This is a genomic window from Noviherbaspirillum cavernae, from assembly GCF_003590875.1.
Classification (GTDB): Bacteria; Pseudomonadota; Gammaproteobacteria; order Burkholderiales; family Burkholderiaceae_D; genus Noviherbaspirillum; species Noviherbaspirillum cavernae.
The window spans coordinates 1-17493 of sequence record NZ_QYUN01000003.1 but is presented as its reverse complement, the minus strand read 5'-3'; the positions used below and the strand labels follow the sequence as shown (position 1 = coordinate 17493).

The window sequence follows — 17493 nt, the reverse complement described above, 5'->3', positions numbered from 1 at the left end:
GGGCGAGATTCGGACGATTTTCCATCGCGTGCATGCAACTGCATTCGCGTTTCGCCGAATCTTCATCCTCGCCGAGCACGCCATGGCACGCTCGACAATCGACGAACTGGCGCAAGCCGCACTGTTTTACGGACTCGTGAACAACGTCGCAAGAGCTTCCACTACCTCGCTCGAACGCACAGCAATCGAAGACATGCTCGGCGTTGCTCACATCAACCTGGCACCATCCGGTTTTCCGAAAATCGCGCCTTCTTCATGTAAAACTTCCTCGTTTCTGATGGGAGAAAGTTCCACTTTCAATGCCGCTCGTTTTTCGGCGGAATTACCATTGTTGTCATAGCTACTCTTCAGTTTGGTTACTCGGCAAGACTGATTTCTCAACCAGAGAAATCGTAGCTTTAATCAGATAAATAGCTAGTACCCAAAAGAAAACTGCCACACTCCATACCGCACCGCCGCCGAAAATGGGACGCCAATAGAGGGAGAGAAATACATTCCCTTTAATACCCGTAGTGGTCCAGCTAATTGGGTAGTAAATCAGCAGAAAAAACGTGAACAGAAATAAGGAACATATCGCTGAAAAACCAATCAGGAAATTCAACATGAAGAACCTAGTAAATTTGCGAACTTTCACTTGATGAAAAAACTCAATGAATATCGGATATGCCATTGACAACAGGCCAACGACTATCATTGCCCCAAAATAAATCTGATGCGAAACAATGTGTTCAGTCTTGTTCATGGCTGCACGTTTGAGGAATGGCATCCACTCTGTAAAAAAGTGAGCAACTGCCGCGCCGCCTTTTGTATCGTCCAGTAGTTCTGCAGCGATATGCACAATGACAGATAGGGCCGCAAAAATGATGACGGCCCACTTAAACGCTAGAGTTGATTTCTCTCCTGCTCCACGCCTTTGATGATTTATGGAAGAAGCGTCTTCCTTCTGTTTCATATCGCTCACACTGCTCTTTCCAGATTGCGTTCGATTCTGCATGCAAGGAACGGGGGGCAGGTCTTGCCTTTTGCCTGATGCGAGCTTAACCGGTTCAAATTTCCCGTCCACCACGATTTGAATCGCCCCCAGTATCCTGGACACGAGCGAGTTTCTCGAAGTACTGCTTCTCGTAGTCTACCGGCGAAAGCCGGTTGTTGTAACCGTGACGACGTTTTGGGTTGTAGAACATCTCGATGCAGTCGAACACGTCCCGTCGAACTTCGTCCCAGCTGTTGCAGATTTTGCGCCGGATGCGCTCGCGCTTGAGCAACTGGAAGAAGCTCTCCGCGACCGCATTATCATGGTGGTTCCCACGCCGGCTCATACTGGCTTTCAGCTTGTGCGCCTTGAGGAAATCCTGCCAGTCATAACTACTGAACTGGCTGCCCTGATCCGAATGCACGATGACCGTTTCCGTTGGCTGTCTTCTCCACACTGTCATGAGCAAGGCATTCAATGCCAGCTCACGATCCATGTGCGGCTGCATCGACCAGTCGACGACCTGACGAGAAAAAAAATCGATCGCTGCAGCCAGGAACAGCCGACCTTCATGCGTACGAATGTACGTAATATCGGTTCCCAAAACGCGGTTCGGCTGGGCGACATCGAATTGCTGCTGCAAATGGATCGGTGCCATTACGGAAGGCAGCCTGCTTGCCACTTCGGCGACCGGATGGCCTCGTTCGGTGACTTCACCTTCTAACTCTCATCGTAGTGGACGGGACATTTGAACCGGTCAAGCTCGCATCAGGCAAAAGGCAAGACCTGACCCCGCGCTCGACCGCTTTGCCGCGTCCCGCGCAGCGTTTGCGCCACTTCCACCACGCCCTTGCCGTGACCGCATTCCAGTACGGCAAGCGTGCGCCGATACAAGCGCACATCGTGCGTATGCTGCAGTGTTTCCGAAAGCCGTCGTTGCTCCGCCACAGTCAAGCTTGTTCCTGTCATGGCAACTTCCTCCTGCCGAAGTCCATGAAGTCAGTTTGGGTCAAAGAACTTCTGTCAACCTGCTTAGACTTGACATTGATCAAAGCGACGAGGTAGGCCGCCGTCTAGCCTTCCCGCTTTGGCGCCCTCCGCACCGAGCAAAGGAGACCGACTATGTTGACCCAGAAGACGAAGGACATCGTGAAGGCCACGGCACCGGTTCTGGCCGAACACGGCTACGACATCATCAAGTGCTTCTATAAACGCATGCTCGAAGCACATCCCGAATTGAAGAACGTGTTCAACATGGCCCATCAGGAACAGGGCCAGCAGCAGCAGGCGCTGGCACGGGCGGTCTACGCCTATGCGGAGAATATCGAGGACCCGAGCAGCCTGATGGCCGTGCTGAATAACATCGCCAACAAGCATGCGAGTCTCGGCGTCAAACCGGAACAGTACCCCATTGTTGGGGAACACCTGCTGGCCGCCATCAAGGAAGTGTTGGGCGACGCCGCAACCGACGACATCATTTCGGCCTGGGCGCAAGCCTATGGAAATCTGGCCGATGTCCTGATGGGCATGGAGAGCGAGCTATACGAGCGTTCTGCGGAACAACCGGGTGGCTGGAAAGGATGGCGCACCTTTGTTGTTCGCGAGAAGCGCCCCGAGAGCGACGTGATCACGTCATTCATTCTTGAACCGGTCGATGGCGGCCCTGTGCTGAACTTCGAACCCGGTCAATACACCAGCGTTGCGGTCGATGTGCCTGCACTCGGTTTGCAGCAGATTCGCCAGTACAGTCTGTCGGACATGCCAAACGGGCGCAGCTATCGCATTTCCGTCAAACGTGAAGGTGGCGGGACGCAGCCACCGGGCTATGTGTCGAACCTGCTGCACGATCACATCAATGTCGGGGATCAGGTCAGGCTGGCTGCGCCGTATGGCAGCTTCCATATCGATGTGAACGCCAGGACACCCATTGTCCTGATCAGCGGCGGCGTTGGGCTGACCCCGATGGTCAGCATGCTCAAGATGGTGTTGCAGGCCCCGCCGAGGCAAGTGGTCTTTGTTCATGGGGCACGCAATGGTTCGGTACACGCGATGCGCGACCGGCTGCGCGAGGCGGCGAAAACCTATGAAAACTTTGACCTCTTTGTGTTCTATGATCAGCCGCTGCCTGAAGATGTCCGGGGACGGGACTATGACTATCCGGGCCTGGTCGATGTGAAGCAGATCGAGAAATCCATCCTGCTGCCTGACGCCGACTACTACATCTGCGGTCCGATTCCGTTCATGCGAATGCAGCATGATGCACTGAAGAGTCTCGGCATCCATGAGGCACGTATTCATTACGAAGTGTTCGGCCCGGATCTATTTGCCGAATAGCAGGAAGCCGGTGGGAAGCGCTCGGATTGCGGGACCGGGGTCAGCGGGGTCCGTAGTTCATAGACGCGATCGGCGCGCCCGATTCCAACACGCATCGTAGTGGACGAGACATTTGAACAGGTCAAGCTCGCATCAGGCACGACCTGACCCTATGTTCCCAAGTTTCTTCCCATCCCACCCGCCAAGTTGGCCTAAGGTCCAATAGCGTTTTTCACTCCGAGCCGTAACATAAAACAGACATCTGGATTTAGCGTCGATTGCGGCTCGTGATCAAACGAGCCGTTTTGGTATCTCATCCGATAACCATGTGACGGACGACGAGTGGAAGATTTCGTACATCAAGCCGCGGCTTTCATCTCGCTTTGCCTCGGCGCAATCGCGTTGGTGCTCATTGCTTTTGGTGCCATCGAAGCGTTGATTGCCATTGTTGGCACCGTGGTGAATAAAGATGTGTCAGGCGCCCGGTTGCGCGAGGTGTTCATCAAGTTTGCCCGTTGGCTGATTGCGGCACTGACTTTTCAGCTCGGCACGGATATCGTCGACACACTGGTGGCGCCGACCTGGGACGATCTTGGCAAGCTTGCCACGGTGGCGGTGATTCGAACTTTCCTTACGTATTTTCTGGACCGCGATCTGGATAAATACATGGAACGTCGCATGCCGCCTGTTGAAGCCGGGACGCATGATCGAAGTTTGCGAGAGCAAAAATATTGAGTGCCTATGGAGAATGTCGTGTCGAACAGTGCCGGATCGACGGCCGTCGCCGAAGCCAAATCGTACGTTTCCGAGCAATTGGCAAACGAGCGCACTTATCTGGCGTAGTTGCGCACGGCGATTTCGATGATCAGTTTCGGCATCACCATCAACCGCTTCAGCATTTACCTGATCCAGTCGAAGTTGCTCACCGAGCTAGCAATTGATCTCATCAGTGGAATTGTCATCGTGCTGGGAGCAACGGGGTTGTATTGGTTATTCCGCCGGTGATCGTGCAGTGATCTTTTACCGCAGCACTATTGTCCAATTGGAGGAAGCATGGCAACGCAAAACAAGCAAGCGCAAGGAAAGCCGAACATTGTTGTCATCTTCGGCGACGACATCGGCATGTGGAATGTGGGTGCCTATACCAACAGCATGATGGGACGCACGCCGAATATCGATCGCATCGCCGAAGAAGGCATCCTGTTTACCGATCATTACGGTCAGCCGAGTTGCACGGCGGGACGCGCCGCGTTCATCATGGGGCAAATGCCGGTACGTACCGGCATGACCACCATCGGCATTCCTGGTTCGACACGGGGTATTCAAAAGGTCGATCCGACTTTGGCCGAGGTGTTGAAGACGCAAGGTTATGCGACGGCGCAGTTCGGCAAGAACCATCTTGGCGACCGCAATGAATTTCTGCCGACCGTGCATGGCTTCGACGAATGGTTCGGCAATCTGTATCACTTGAATGCGGAAGAAGAACCGGAAGAGCTCGATTATCCGGGACAGAAAAATCCGGAGTATCTGAAGACCTATGGCCCGCGCGGCGTGTTGCACACCTGGGCCACGGACGAGGACGATCCCTCGGAAGATCCGAAGTTCGGCCGTGTCGGCAAGCAGAAAATCGAAGACACCGGCAAGCTCACGCGCGAACGGATGAAGACCTTCGACTCGGAAGTACTGACGGAAACGCTGACGTGGATGGACAAGGTCGGCAAGGGCGACGCGCCGTTCTTCGTCTGGTTCAACTCGACGGCGATCCATATCTGGTCACACCCGCAACCCAGGTATGTGCAGATGGCCGTGGACGAAGGGCGCGCGGAAGAAGACGTGGTGCGCGCCAAGATGATCGAGCACGACGAGCATGTCGGTGCCATTCTGAAGAAACTGGACGATCTCGGCATCGCTGACAACACCATCGTGATTTACACCACGGATAACGGCAACGAATTAATGATGTGGCCCGATGGCGGCTATGCGCCGTTCCGCGGCGAGAAGGGCACCACGTGGGAAGGCGGCGTGCGTGTGCCTTGTCTGGCACGCTGGCCAGACAAGATTCCGGCCGGGAGCAAGTCCAATGAAATCCAGGCGCACGAGGATCTGTACGCATCGCTGGCTGCCGCCGCAGGCTTGCCCGACTTGAAGGAAAAGCTTATCGAAGGCGTCAAGATGGGCGACACGACCTACAAGGTGCATCTCGACGGCTACAACAACATCGATCACTGGACCGGAGAGTCGAAGAAGTCCGCACGCCGCGAATATTTCTACTACGACGAAACCGATCTGATGGCGGTGCGCGTGGATCACTGGAAGATGCATATCGGCGTGAAGAAAGAGGGCAGCTGGTGGAATGAAAAGGCGTACCCAAGCGTGCCCTACGTCTTCAACTTGTGGATGGACCCGATGGAAAAGATGGACCCGGAGTCGCACGAGTGGGGTTACGTCGGTCGCAAGTTCTTCGCCTCCAAGCTATGGGCACCGACGGCCGCCGGGCCTTTCCTTGCCGCACACTTAAAAAGCATGCAAGAGTTCCCGCCGTCACAGGGTGCCGACACCTTGAGCATGAAGAAGGCCATCGAAAACGCAATGAGCAAAATGACCAATCCCCACGGAAGCAGCAATTGACGTACCGTTTATCCATGCCCGCTACATACGGGCATGGGAAACGCAACGCATGGGAATCAACAGGAGTCGACATGGGCAAAGCTATTTTGATTGTTCTCACTATGCTGGCCGGGTGTTCCAGCGCTCCCCAGCTTGAAGAGAACCGCGACCTTCGCACACAGCGCAATCTTTGTGCGGCGATGTACTCCGCCGTCCCATCCCAACTAAGCGCGTGCTATGACAAGCTTTAAGCACATCGCGTCGTCTTTGCGGTTGGCGCACGCACGTGCTTGTTAAAGGAACGAGGTCAGGACTTGCCTTTTGCCTGATGCAAGCTTACTTAACCCGTTCAAATGTCCCTTCCACTACGATGCGTGTTGGGATCAGACACGCCGAGCGCGCCTATGAATTCCGGACCCCGAACACCTGCCGCAGATACGCCAGAAACGTCTCGTCCGTGCACAGCATCTTGCCGGGAGAATCGGACAGTTTCGCCACAGGCTGGCCGTTGCAGCGCGTGAGTTTCATCACGATGTTCAGGGGCGCGATGCCGGTGTCGTTGGTGAGGTTGGTGCCGATGCCGAAGCCGGTCAGCGTGCGGTCGGCGAAATGGCGGTACAGGCGGAACGCGGTAGCAAAATCCAGTCCGTCGGAAAACACCAGCCGCTTGGTCATCGGATCGATCCGCAGGCGCGCGTAGTGCGCGAGCGCCTTTTCGCCCCATACCACCGGGTCGCCGGAATCGTGGCGCAGGCCGTCGAACAGCTTGGCGAAATAGAGGTCGAAGTCGGCGAGGAAGGCGTCCATGCCGACCACGTCGGTCAGCGCGGTGCCGAGGTCGCCGCGATATTCCTGCACCCAGGCTTCCAGCGCGGCCTTCTGGAAATCGCGCAGGCGCACGCCGAAGGCCTGGAAGGATTGCAGATACTCATGCGCCATCGTGCCCATCGGCACCAGATCGAATTTCCTCGCGAGATAGACGTTGGAGGTGCCCTTGAAGTAGTGCGGCACCCTGGATTTCAGCGTGCGCACGAGTTCGTCGTGCCAGGCGCCGGAGTGCCTGCGGCGCAGGCCGAAGTCGGAGAAATCGAAGGGGCTGCGCCGGGGCGGTTCCTTGCCGAAAGCGTCGAGCGCGTCGATCTTGGCCTGCAGGCGGCGGCGCGCTTCGTCGAGCGTGCCGGCGGTCGTCAGCCGCCGGAAGTAGAGTTCGTTGACGATGTAGAGCACGAAGATCTCGAAGGCCATGACATGCACCTGCGGCCCGAGCGCGCGGATCGCCAGCGTGTCGCCCTGCGCCTCGACCTCGATGAAGCGGCGCTGGAAGCGGAAGATCGAGAGGAAATCGACGAAGTCACTCTTGATGAAGCGCAGGCTGCGCAGGTAGTCGAGTTCGTCTTCGCGAAAGCGCATCGCGCACAGCGCGTCGATTTCGCGACTGACGTCGGCGGCCAGTTCGGCAAGCGGAAAGGCGGGTGTGTTGCGGCAGACAAAGCTGTATTCGGCGTGCGCACCGGGATTGCTGTGCAGCAGCGCCTGCCACATGGTGAATTTGTAGAGGTCGTTTTCCAGCAGACTGCGAACGACGGGTTCCATGCGTGATCCTTGCGTTCGCTGGCGCGTCGCTAATGGGAGGTGTGGTAGGCGTGCTGTATCAGGGTAAGTGCGACCGGCAGCTCGTCGTGGGTTTCCAGGTCGGCCGGCTCGTCCACGCGCGGCACGTAGCCCCAGCGCGAGGAGCGCACCATGCGGATGTATTCCACGTCGAGATCGCGCGATTGCATCAGCATGTCGAGCGCCTCGCTCTCGATTTGATGCACGAGCCGCCACGTCAGCACGTCGCCGGCGGTACGGTGGCGCTCGACGATCGTGTTCACGGCGAGCGCGAGCCGTTCCTTCACGGCGTGCAGTTTGTAGAGCTTGTATCCGTCGAAGCCTTTCATCGAAATTCTCTTTTTACAACGATTTACTGTATGGTTGTACAGTATAAATGAAAACAAAATCGTGAAGCTTGGAAAGCGTCAAAAGTCGTGTTGATGTACTTCGAATCTTGTTCGTGCGTCATTTTTTCTTTGCGTGACGACAAGTCAAATTCGCAAGATATTGCCGTCAATACATCTTTTTGACGGCCTGCGCGCCAGCGTTGTCAATACGGCCACGAACCAATGTTCCTGAATCCCGGTCAGAAAATGAGCCGGCCAGCATCGCTGCGCGGACCACCACAGGAGCAGACAATGAACCACAGGAGCAGACAATGAACAATTCCAGGCCCGATCCGAACCATGAAACGCCCTCCTTCCTGCGCCGCATCGGGCTGGCGTTCGGCGCATTCTTCGGCACCTTGTCGAGCGGCGAATTCGCCGCCGGCGTCGAGCGCTTGCGCCGTGCGGAGGAAGCGCCGCCCGCTGCATCATCGCAAGCGCCAGCGCCAGTGCCGCCGCAAGCGCCGCCATCGGTATTGAAGGAGGCTTCGCCCGACGCCGCGCTTCAACTGCTCGGCCTGTTGCAGCGCGACGGCCGCCTGATCGATTTCACGCAGGAGAATCTGACCAGCTATTCCGATGCGGACATCGGCGCGGCGGCGCGGCTGGTGCATGACGGCTGCCGCAAGGTGCTGCAGGAACACTTCAGCATCGCGCCGGTGCGGCAGGAAAGCGAGGGCAGCCGCATCACGCTCAACGATGGCTTCGACGCCGCCGCCATCCGCCTGACCGGCAATGTCGCCGGCAAGCCGCCGTTTCACGGCAGCATCAGCCATCGCGGCTGGCGCGTGACCGAGGTGCGTCTGCCGAAGCTGGTCGAGAGCCACGACGCGTCCGTGTTGGCGCCGGCCGAGGTGGAACTGTGAGCGGGCGGCGGTTTTCCATCGGCGTCGATCTGGGCACGACGCATTGCGCGCTGGCGTATGTCGATACTGCCGGCAACGACGACGAGGCGGCCAGCCATGGCGTGCATGGCGTGCATGGCGTGCATGGCGTGCATGGCGTGCATGGCGTGCATGGCGTGCATGGCGTGCATGGCGTGCATGGCGTGCTCACAGTGCCGCAATTGTCGGCACCGGGCGAAATCGCGGTGCAGGCACTGTTGCCTTCCTTCCTGTATCTGCCGCATGCGGATGAATTCGCGCCGGGCGAATTGAGTTTGCCGTGGGGCAGCGGGCAGCATCACATCGTCGGCGACCTGGCGCGCAGCCGCGGCGCGACCACGCCGATCCGGCTGGTGTCGAGCGCGAAAAGCTGGCTCTGCCATCCCGGTGTGGACCGGCGGGCGGCGATCCTGCCAAGCGACGCGCCGCCGGATGTGTCGCGCGTGTCGCCGCTCGACGCCTCGGTGCGCTACCTGACGCACCTGCGCGATGCGTGGGACCACGCGTATCCGGACGCGCCCTTTCGCGCACAGGACATCACGGTGACGATTCCCGCCTCGTTCGATCCGGCGGCGCGCGAGCTGACGGCGGAAGCGGCGCGCGCCGCCGGTTTCGACTCGCTCACGCTGCTGGAGGAACCGCAGGCCGCGCTGTACAACTGGATCCTGAGCAGCGAGGGCGGCTGGCGCAAGGAAGCGAAACCGGGCGACATCATCCTCGTGATCGACGTCGGCGGCGGCACCAGCGACTTTTCGCTGATCGCGGTGGTGGAGCGCGAGGGCAATCTGGAGCTGCACCGCGTCGCGGTCGGCGACCACATCCTGCTGGGCGGCGACAACATGGACCTGACGCTGGCGCACGTGGTGGCGCGCAAGCTCGCCGCCGCCGGCACCCAGCTCGATCCGTGGCAGATGCGCGCGCTGACCTATGCCTGCCGCGCGGCGAAGGAGAGCCTGCTGTCGGCATCCGAAATGCAGGCCATGCCCATCGTCGTGCCGAGTCGCGGTTCCAAACTGATCGGCGGTTCGATCCGCACCGAGCTGACGCGCGAGGAAGTCACGGCGACGATCCTGGAAGGTTTCTTCCCGCAGGTGGAAGCATCGGCGCGGCCCGCCGTGCGGCCGCGCGCCGGTCTCACGCAACTGGGTCTGCCGTTCGCGCAGGATGCCGCGATCACGCGCCACCTCGCCGGCTTTCTCGGACGGCAGGTGAGCGCCATCGCGGAGCTGGAGGGCTTCGGCGGCCAGGCCGATCCGGGCGCGAGCTTTCTGCATCCGACCGCCGTGCTGTTCAACGGCGGCATCTTCAAATCGACCATCCTCGCCGACCGCACGCTGGCCACGCTGAACCGCTGGCTTACCGCCGAGGGCGCGCAGCCGGCGCGCATGCTGGCGGGCGCCGACCTCGACCTGGCGGTGGCGCGCGGCGCGTCGTACTACGGCCATGTGCGGCGCGGCAAGGGCGTGCGCATACGCGGCGGCACCGCCAGCGCCTATTACGTCGCGGTGGAGTCGGCCATGCCGGCCATCCCCGGCATCGAGCCACCGATCCAGGCGCTGTGTGTCGCGCCCTTCGGCATGGAGGAAGGCACCGAGGCGGAATTGCAGGCGCAGGAGTTCGGGCTCGTGGTGGGCGAGCCGGTGCACTTCCGCTTCTTCGGCTCGACCGTGCGGCGTCAGGATCAGATCGGCACGATGCTGGAATCGTGGCAGGCGGATGAATTGCAGGAGCTGGATGAAATCCAGGCGACCCTGCCGGCCGAAGGGAGACAGGCGGGCGAAGTGGTGCAGGTGCAATTGCACGCGCGCGTAACGGAAGCCGGCACGCTGGAATTGTCGGCCGTGCCGCGCACCGGACATGAACGCTGGAAGGTGGAATTCAACGTGCGCGGCCAGGCCGGATAGCAATGAAGCGCTACGCGGTCGGCATCGATCTCGGCACCACCAATACGGTGGTCGCCTATGCCGACGCCAGGGCCAGCGACGGTGCCGACGCCGGCAGCGACGAGGTTCGCCTGTTCGAGATCGAGCAACTGGTGGCGCTCGGCGAGGTCAAGGCAGCGCCGCTGCTGCCCTCGCTGCGCTATCACCCTGCATCCGGCGAGCTGGTCAGCGACGATTTGCGGCTGCCGTGGAGCGCGGGCGGCGACACTGAGAATGTCGTGATCGGTCGGCTGGCGCGCAAGCTCGGTGCTCAGGTGCCGGGCCGGTTGGTGGCGAGCGCGAAAAGCTGGCTCTCGCATGCCGCCGTCGATCGGCTCGCGCCCATTCTGCCGTGGGGCGCGGCGGACGATGTGGCGAAGATTTCGCCGGTCGATGCCAGCGCGAGCTATCTCGCGCATGTGCGCGCGGCGTGGAACATGCATTTTCCGCACGCGCCGCTGGAACTGCAGGACATCGTGCTGACCGTGCCGGCATCGTTCGACGAAGGTGCGCGCGCATTGACGGTCAAGGCGGCGGCGCAGGCCGGCTTGCCGACCCTGCGGCTGCTGGAGGAACCGCAGGCGGCGTTCTACGACTGGCTGTTCCGCCATCGGCAGACGCTCGATGCGGAGCTGGCGCAGACGCGCCTGATCCTTGTGTGCGATGTCGGCGGCGGCACCACCGACTTCAGCCTGATCACGGTCGCATTGCGCGATGGCGAACCGCAGCTGACACCGGAACTGACACCTGAATTGACACGTATTGGCGTCGGCAAGCACCTGATGCTGGGCGGCGACAACATGGATCTGGTGCTGGCGCACATCGCCGAGTCGCGCATGGCGGGAGAGGAAGGCGCGGCGCGCCTGTCGGCCGGCGCGCTGTCGCAATTGATGGAACGCTGCCGTGCCGCGAAGGAGCAATTGCTCGCCGCCAATGCGCCGGACAAGACGACCGTGACGCTGCTCGGCGCGGGCGCGCGCGTGATCGGCGGCGCACGCTCGGTGGAACTGACGCGCGATGAAGTCGAGCGCACCATCGTCGACGGTTTTTTCCCCATGGTTGCGGCGGACGAGCCAGCGCGGCAAAGGCGCAGCGGCATCGTCGAATTCGGTCTGCCCTATGCGAGCGATGCGGCAGTCACGCGCCATCTTGCCGGTTTCCTGATGCAGCACGCGACAAGCGAAGGCGCGCTGCCAGACACCCTGCTGCTGAACGGCGGCGTGTTCCGCGCCGATGCACTGGCGCGGCGCCTGCAGGACACACTGGCGAAGTGGCGCGGCGCGCCCCTGCGGCTGCTGCACAACGACAACCCGGACGTCGCGGTGGCGCGCGGCGCGGTCGCCTATACCCTCGCCCGCAAGGGACTCGCGCCGAGGATCGGCGGCGGCTCGCCGCGCAGCTATTTCCTCATGCTCGAAGCATCAAGCGATGCAGAAAAGGATGTGCCGCAGCGCGCGATCTGCATCCTGCCGCGCGGCAGCGATGAAGGCCATGAAATCCTGCTCACGGATCGCGTATTTGCGCTGCGCGTCGGACAACCGGTGCGCTTCCACCTCATCTCATCGACGGCCGATGCCATCAATCAGACAGCGCCCAGGCTGGGCGATATCGTCGATCTCGCGCATGGTGATTTTGCACGTCTGCCGCCGATCGCGACCGCGCTGCAAGCGGACACCGCTGGCGGCAAACAGGATATCCCGGTGCAACTGGCCACCGCGCTGACTGAAGTCGGCACGCTCGAAATGCATTGCGTCAGCACAACAGATCCGAGCCGGCGCTGGCTGCTGGAATTCCAGTTGCGCGACCGCGATGCACAGGCCGAGCAGGACGAGCAGCAATACGCATTGCCGCCACGCTTCGCGGACGCTGCGGCGCAAATCGACCGCATCTTCGGCACACGCGCACAGAAAGTGCAGGCGAAGGAAGTCACGCAACTCCGCACGCGCCTGGAAAAACTGCTCGGCAGCCGCGAACGCTGGCATACGCCGCTGTTGCGCAAACTGTTCGACCTGCTGTGGGAACGCGCGAAAGGCCGACGCCGCTCGGCCGAGCATGAACGCCTCTGGCTCAATCTCATCGGCTATTGCCTGCGTCCCGGCTTCGGCTATCCGCTCGACGACTGGCGCATCGCGCAACTGTGGCCGCTGTACGAAACGGGCGTGCAATACGGCAACGACAGCCGCGTCAATGCGGAATGGTGGACGCTGTGGCGGCGCGTCGCCGGCGGCTTGCAGCAAGAAGCGCAACTGCGCCTGCTCAACGACTTCGCCTTCAACGTGCAAGGCAGTGAAGAGGACAGCGGACCGCGCCCGACCACGCTGGCGAGCGGCAGCGAGGACGACATGCTGCGACTCGTCGCCTCGCTGGAACGCATCCCCGCCGGATACAAGAGCGAAATCGGCGCATGGCTGTTCGAGCGCCTGCAGCAATCTCCATCGGTGGACAAGGATGCGCTCGCCGGCAGAATCCTGTGGGCAACCGGCCGGATCGGCGCGCGCCAGCCGTTTTACGGCAGCGCACACGATGTCGTGCCGCCCGAAGTCGGCGCAGAATGGCTGACCGCGATCCTCGCGCTGAACTGGAAGCGCAATGAGGCTGCCGCCTTCGCCGCCGCCTATCTGGCGCGCATGACAGGCGACCGCGCGCGCGACCTGCCGCTGGAATTGCGCGAACAGGTCATCCAGCGATTGGCAGCGGCGGGCGCGCCCGCAATCTGGATCGCCATGGTGCGCGAACCGATGCAGCTCGATGAAGCGAGTGAACGGCTGGTGCTGGGAGAGTCGTTGCCGCCGGGACTGAAGCTGATCGCCTGACGCGCCGGCTCGGAATTGAAGCAACGATGTCAGATAGAGCGCGCAGAATGGCGGGCCATTCAGGAACAGAAGTACGAGTGCAAGTTCAGGCCGAACCTGCTGTTCAATGCAGAACTCATGAATTCGAGTGACGAACTCGTCAAATTCATGCCGTTGCAGTGTCGTGGTCAATGCAGGTCATGGTCCCGGCCAACGCATCGACAACAACACATCCGCCTTACTCGCACAGCGGCATGCCCGCGCTCGCCGCACCATCCGTAAGCAGAGTTCGTCATATGTAAGCCATCTGTAAGTGCCATTCACCCACACTCCGCGCAGGCCGGCAATTCGGAACTCGCCTCACGAGTTCCAGGCAAATTGCAAATATTGAAACGGCCTCTTGCAACGAGGATCCCACATGACGACATTCCACCCTGTGTCCGCTACTTTGCGGCACGCCACTTTCATCGGCCTGGCGGCCAGCATTCTTCTGGCAGGATGCGGCGGCTCGGGCAGCAGCAACACAGACATCGCCCCGACCGTGAAGACCATGAGCGTGAGCGCCAGCACGCCGGCCGATGGCGCGACCGACGTGGCGCGCGATGTCGCGCCGCAACTGCTGTTCTCGGCCGGACTCGGCGGCGCCACCGCCACCGCGGCCAACGTGAGCTTGCGCGGCGCCAATCTCGACGTTCCGGCAACGCTCGCCGTGGCCGGGACACAGATCACGCTCACGCCGGCGCGGCAACTGCTACCGCTGACGCGCTATACGTTGCAGGTGAACACCGCGCTGTCCGGCACCGGCGGCGAGAAACTCGCGGGCACCCGCTCGCTCACTTTCACCACGCGCGATGGCGCGTGGAAGACCGCGCAATTGACCGAAACCGATGACGCCGACACCGCACGCGATCCGCAAATCGCCGTCGATGCAGGCGGCAACGCGCTGGCAGTGTGGTCGCAGTCCGACGGCACGCGATTCAACATCCTGGCCAACCGCTACACGGCAGGCAGCGGCTGGGGTAGCGCGCAGGCGATCGAAACAGGCAACGCCAGCGGTGCCTTTGTTCCCCACATTGCCATCGATGCGGGCGGCAATGCGATTGCCGTGTGGTGCCAGACCGACGGCACCCGCTTCAGCATCTGGGCCAACCGCTATTCGGCAGGCTCGGGATGGGGTAGCGCACAACTGATCGAAAGCGACAACGCAAGCGATGCGTACGATCCCCGGATTGCCTTCGATGCCGCAGGCAATGCCCTGGTGGTGTGGACCCAGTCCGACGGCACCCGCTTCAACGTCTGGGCCAACCGCTACACGGTGGGAACCGGATGGGGCGCGGCGCAATTGATCGAGACAGACAATGCAGGTGATGCCCTGTTCCCCCGCATTGCCATCGATGGCAGCGGCAATGCGCTGGCAGTGTGGCAGCAATCCGACGGCGCGCAAATTGATATCCGCGCCAATCGATACACCGTCGGGGCCGGATGGGGCACGGCGCAATTGATTGAAACCGGCAATGCGGGCGACGCACGCCTTCCGCAAATCGCATTCGATGCCTCAGGCAACGCCCTGGCGGTGTGGACGCAATCCGACGGTACGCGATACAGCATCTGGAGTAACCGTTACACGGCAGGCAGCGGCTGGGGCACGCCGCAATTGGTGGAAACCGACAATGCCGATCACGCATTCGATCCGCAAATCGCCATCGATGCCGGCGGCAACGCGTTGGCAGTGTGGACCCAATCCGATGGCACACGCGTTAACGTTTGGGCCAACCGCTACACGACAGGGAAGGGATGGGGTACCGCGCAATTGCTCGAGACCGAAAACGGCGGCGACGCCAGCAATCCGCAAATCGCCTTCGATGCCGCAGGCAACGCACTGGCGGTGTGGACCCAGGACGACGGCACGCGAAACAACATCTGGGGCAGCCGCTACGCAACGGCAACGGGATGGAGGACGGCTCGCCCGATCCAGTCGCGCAAGGACGAGCACGCCGGCCTGACGCAGATTGCCATCGACGCCAGCGGCAATGCATTGGCGGTGTGGCAGCAGAATGACGGAACGCGGGACAACATCTGGGTCAATCGGTTCGATTGACGGTGTGGAGGGCATGCCATCGGCATGCCCTTGCGTCTGCAGTAACGCAGGTTGGGCTGCAAAGCCCAACATTCTCAAATATCGAAACAGCGAGACCATTCGTACCGTCCGTCGCATTGCTTGTATGCGATTGGCAAGAACTCCTTTAGGAGCAGGCGAATTGAAAGTGAAATACCATCGGGCTCCACGATGATCGATTTTCGATACCTACCGGATTGATGTCATTTAATGTTGGGCTTTGCAGCCCAACCTACCGTGCTGAAGAGGAGAGGCAATGAGTGGTGAGTGCAAACGTAAATCGAAGCTGACCCTTTTAATTGTTTTAATTGAAATTCGACAGGCAATTCTTGCCATAGGCATTTTGTGTTTGGCAGCTTGTGCTACAGGAGGAAATAAGGTGGCTCTACATTATTCAATCGAGTTCAATGCTTCCCAAGATAGTCCTGATATCGAGGTGCTTGATTACCAATATGGCGAATTGGAGAAAGTCTTTTTTGCGCCAGAGCGTGAGCGGATCAGGCTGGGACAAGCGTTTAAAGGTGGCAACCTGAATGGTTTCCTGCCACGCGGTGAATTTCTTTACGTCAAGTGGCGGATCAAGGATACCGGCGAAATCCTGGAAGACCGGGTTGATCTGCGCAACCGGCTCCCCGAGAACCTGGAGAACCTGCATATCCATTTTGTCTGCAATGACCGGCAGCTCTATGTCTTTGTGATATGGCCTTGGGATGGGAAGCCTTGGACAAAAGGAAAGCCGCAAGACATGTACAAACCGGTGCCCAGCGGTGAAAGGAGATTTGACGGACAAAGAATCCAACAGATCTACCCCGATCCCGCGCAGCAATGAACGACAACCGAACAACATCCAAGAATTGAAAACGAGGAACTGTCATGACTGAAATCGTTGGCTAAGCAAGGTAGGTTGGGCTGCAAAGCCCAACGTTCCCAAATAGTGAGATAGCCGGACAATTCGTACCCTCCGTCGCGCTCCCGGATGTGATAGGAAAAGAAGTTTTTCGAATCCATCGAATTGAAAGTGAAATACTGACGTGTCCGCGATAGTCGATCTTCGATATCTGCCGGATTGATGTCACTGGATGTTGGGCTTTGCAGCCCAACCTACCGTGTTGGCTGTTGCGGCGACTGGTTGGCATGCATTGCATGCCTGAACACGAACGAAGCCTACGGCCATTCGTCGGGCTCGGTGATCATCACCATCGTGATGGCGCTGATGTGCGCCGACGTGGCGCTGCGCAACCTGGCAAACCAGCCAATCGACGACATGTCGGAAATGGTGGCGAGCTCCATATCATGATCGTCTTTCTCCAGCTGCCGGCGACGCTGCGCCACGGCCGCATGTCGCGCGCCGGTCGCGCTGAAGGACATCGGCATGGCGGCCGACCAGTTCGACCGCTGCGGCGATGTTCAATGCGGAGGGCAAGATGAGCAACGACAGCACGCTCGAATTCCTCAACAAGTACATGATCGCGTACGCGGCATGGGTCGATGCTCACACGCGGAAATGATCGTGTGATATCGCCGCCGCTCCCATGTTTGCAAGAGCGGCGGCGCATGGAAATCCTGCGTCACGATTCGAACAGCGAGGTCAGGTACAGCGCGGAGAAGGCCGCGCCAAGCAGCAGAATCAGGAGCAGTGCAAGCATCCAACCCGGCATTTTCTTCATCGTCATTCCTGCAGCGAAAGTGCAAGGCGGATCAAGGCATGTTGCGCCGGTAATCGAACTGCTCCAGCACGTCGAGCGGAATGATGTCGAGCGCGCTCTGGTTGGTGCTTTCCAGCACGACCGGCGGCGCGACGCCTGCGTCCGCCGCTTCCGCCCAGCGCAGCGCGCACAGACACCATTGATCGCCCTCCTTCAATCCCGGGAATCCCCATTCCGGCACGGGCGTGCTCAGATCGTTGC

15 protein-coding genes and 2 pseudogenes are annotated in these 17493 nt (G+C 60.1%); 10 read left to right on the top strand and 7 right to left on the bottom strand.

All coding sequences use genetic code 11. The features are described 5' to 3' along the window. Positions 1 to 82: 82 nt before the first annotated feature. Positions 83 to 340, top strand: coding sequence for a hypothetical protein (locus D3870_RS18610; RefSeq protein ID WP_147375854.1), 258 nt, complete (start codon positions 83 to 85; stop codon positions 338 to 340). Here D3870_RS18610 and D3870_RS18605 read toward each other — a convergent pair whose 3' ends face one another. The 3 genes and pseudogenes from D3870_RS18605 to D3870_RS18595 form a co-directional block, all read right to left on the bottom strand. Further along, positions 341 to 1096 (bottom strand): hypothetical protein, encoded by a 756-nt coding sequence (locus D3870_RS18605; RefSeq protein WP_147375853.1) that lies wholly within the window; start codon positions 1094 to 1096, stop codon positions 341 to 343. Further along, a pseudogene (locus tag D3870_RS18600) lies at positions 1047 to 1640 on the bottom strand (IS3 family transposase); the annotation flags it as partial. The gene D3870_RS18605 and the pseudogene D3870_RS18600, both read right to left, overlap by 50 nt. Before the next feature lie 101 nt (positions 1641 to 1741). Further along, on the bottom strand, positions 1742 to 1942 hold the full coding sequence (locus D3870_RS18595; RefSeq protein ID WP_119742385.1) for a hypothetical protein: 201 nt from the start codon (positions 1940 to 1942) through the stop codon (positions 1742 to 1744). Between the two features lie 150 nt (positions 1943 to 2092). Here D3870_RS18595 and hmpA point away from each other — a divergent pair. The 4 genes and pseudogenes from hmpA to D3870_RS18580 form a co-directional block, all read left to right on the top strand. Next, positions 2093 to 3307, top strand: a pseudogene (gene hmpA, locus D3870_RS18590) (NO-inducible flavohemoprotein); the annotation flags it as partial. Between the two features lie 321 nt (positions 3308 to 3628). Beyond that, positions 3629 to 4021 (top strand): DUF1622 domain-containing protein, encoded by a 393-nt coding sequence (locus D3870_RS18585; RefSeq protein ID WP_119742382.1) that lies wholly within the window; start codon positions 3629 to 3631, stop codon positions 4019 to 4021. A 126-nt stretch (positions 4022 to 4147) separates the two neighbouring features. Beyond that, a complete protein-coding gene (locus tag D3870_RS22405) occupies positions 4148 to 4291 on the top strand; it encodes a hypothetical protein (RefSeq protein ID WP_158590509.1) in 144 nt (47 codons plus the stop codon). A 48-nt stretch (positions 4292 to 4339) separates the two neighbouring features. Continuing rightward, positions 4340 to 5914: an arylsulfatase gene (locus D3870_RS18580; protein WP_119742380.1), complete on the top strand. Its 1575-nt coding sequence runs from the start codon at positions 4340 to 4342 to the stop codon at positions 5912 to 5914. Positions 5915 to 6295: 381 nt separating this feature from the next. Here the strand turns inward: D3870_RS18580 and pncB are convergent, their stop codons facing one another. Both pncB and D3870_RS18570 read right to left on the bottom strand, forming a co-directional pair. Then, positions 6296 to 7486, bottom strand: coding sequence for a nicotinate phosphoribosyltransferase (gene pncB, locus D3870_RS18575; RefSeq protein ID WP_119742378.1), 1191 nt, complete (start codon positions 7484 to 7486; stop codon positions 6296 to 6298). A 29-nt stretch (positions 7487 to 7515) separates the two neighbouring features. Continuing rightward, a complete protein-coding gene (locus tag D3870_RS18570) occupies positions 7516 to 7833 on the bottom strand; it encodes a DUF2471 family protein (RefSeq protein WP_119742376.1) in 318 nt (105 codons plus the stop codon). Positions 7834 to 8144: 311 nt separating this feature from the next. Here D3870_RS18570 and D3870_RS18565 point away from each other — a divergent pair, with 311 nt between their 5' ends. The 5 genes from D3870_RS18565 to D3870_RS22165 all read left to right on the top strand — a co-directional run bounded on the left by D3870_RS18565 (position 8145) and on the right by D3870_RS22165 (position 16415). Then, complete coding sequence (locus tag D3870_RS18565; protein ID WP_119742374.1) at positions 8145 to 8738, top strand: DUF2760 domain-containing protein; 594 nt, start codon at positions 8145 to 8147, stop codon at positions 8736 to 8738. Next, entirely contained in the window at positions 8735 to 10660 is a 1926-nt protein-coding gene (locus D3870_RS18560) for an Hsp70 family protein (RefSeq protein ID WP_119742372.1), read from the top strand. The genes D3870_RS18565 and D3870_RS18560 overlap by 4 nt, the downstream gene beginning before the upstream one ends. 2 nt (positions 10661 to 10662) lie before the next feature. Then, on the top strand, positions 10663 to 13491 hold the full coding sequence (locus D3870_RS18555; RefSeq protein ID WP_119742370.1) for an Hsp70 family protein: 2829 nt from the start codon (positions 10663 to 10665) through the stop codon (positions 13489 to 13491). Between the two features lie 397 nt (positions 13492 to 13888). Further along, a complete protein-coding gene (locus D3870_RS18550; protein ID WP_119742368.1) occupies positions 13889 to 15568 on the top strand; it encodes an Ig-like domain-containing domain in 1680 nt (559 codons plus the stop codon). A gap of 274 nt (positions 15569 to 15842) precedes the next feature. Continuing rightward, on the top strand, positions 15843 to 16415 hold the full coding sequence (locus D3870_RS22165) for a hypothetical protein (protein ID WP_147375851.1): 573 nt from the start codon (positions 15843 to 15845) through the stop codon (positions 16413 to 16415). Positions 16416 to 16750: 335 nt separating this feature from the next. On the opposite strand, the gene D3870_RS22400 is transcribed toward D3870_RS22165, so the two are convergent. After that, the gene (locus D3870_RS22400; protein ID WP_158590508.1) at positions 16751 to 16960 is read right to left on the bottom strand and encodes a hypothetical protein; all 210 of its coding nucleotides are present in this window, start codon (positions 16958 to 16960) and stop codon (positions 16751 to 16753) included. Positions 16961 to 17284: 324 nt separating this feature from the next. Continuing rightward, on the bottom strand, positions 17285 to 17493 hold a 209-nt coding region (locus D3870_RS18535; RefSeq protein ID WP_119742364.1), incomplete at its 5' end, for a DUF2237 family protein.

Excerpts from the sequence above, each read along its gene's own strand:
- D3870_RS18610 (WP_147375854.1), top strand. The coding sequence starts at position 83 with ATGGCACGCTCGACAATCGACGAACTGGCGCAAGCCGCACTGTTTTAC.
- D3870_RS18595 (WP_119742385.1), bottom strand. The coding sequence starts at position 1,942 with ATGACAGGAACAAGCTTGACTGTGGCGGAGCAACGACGGCTTTCGGAA.
- D3870_RS22405 (WP_158590509.1), top strand. The coding sequence starts at position 4,148 with ATGATCAGTTTCGGCATCACCATCAACCGCTTCAGCATTTACCTGATC.
- D3870_RS18580 (WP_119742380.1), top strand. The coding sequence starts at position 4,340 with ATGGCAACGCAAAACAAGCAAGCGCAAGGAAAGCCGAACATTGTTGTC.
- pncB (WP_119742378.1), bottom strand. The coding sequence starts at position 7,486 with ATGGAACCCGTCGTTCGCAGTCTGCTGGAAAACGACCTCTACAAATTC.
- D3870_RS18570 (WP_119742376.1), bottom strand. The coding sequence starts at position 7,833 with ATGAAAGGCTTCGACGGATACAAGCTCTACAAACTGCACGCCGTGAAG.
- D3870_RS18565 (WP_119742374.1), top strand. The coding sequence starts at position 8,145 with ATGAACAATTCCAGGCCCGATCCGAACCATGAAACGCCCTCCTTCCTG.
- D3870_RS18555 (WP_119742370.1), top strand. The coding sequence starts at position 10,663 with ATGAAGCGCTACGCGGTCGGCATCGATCTCGGCACCACCAATACGGTG.
- D3870_RS18550 (WP_119742368.1), top strand. The coding sequence starts at position 13,889 with ATGACGACATTCCACCCTGTGTCCGCTACTTTGCGGCACGCCACTTTC.
- D3870_RS22165 (WP_147375851.1), top strand. The coding sequence starts at position 15,843 with ATGAGTGGTGAGTGCAAACGTAAATCGAAGCTGACCCTTTTAATTGTT.
- D3870_RS22400 (WP_158590508.1), bottom strand. The coding sequence starts at position 16,960 with ATGCCGATGTCCTTCAGCGCGACCGGCGCGCGACATGCGGCCGTGGCG.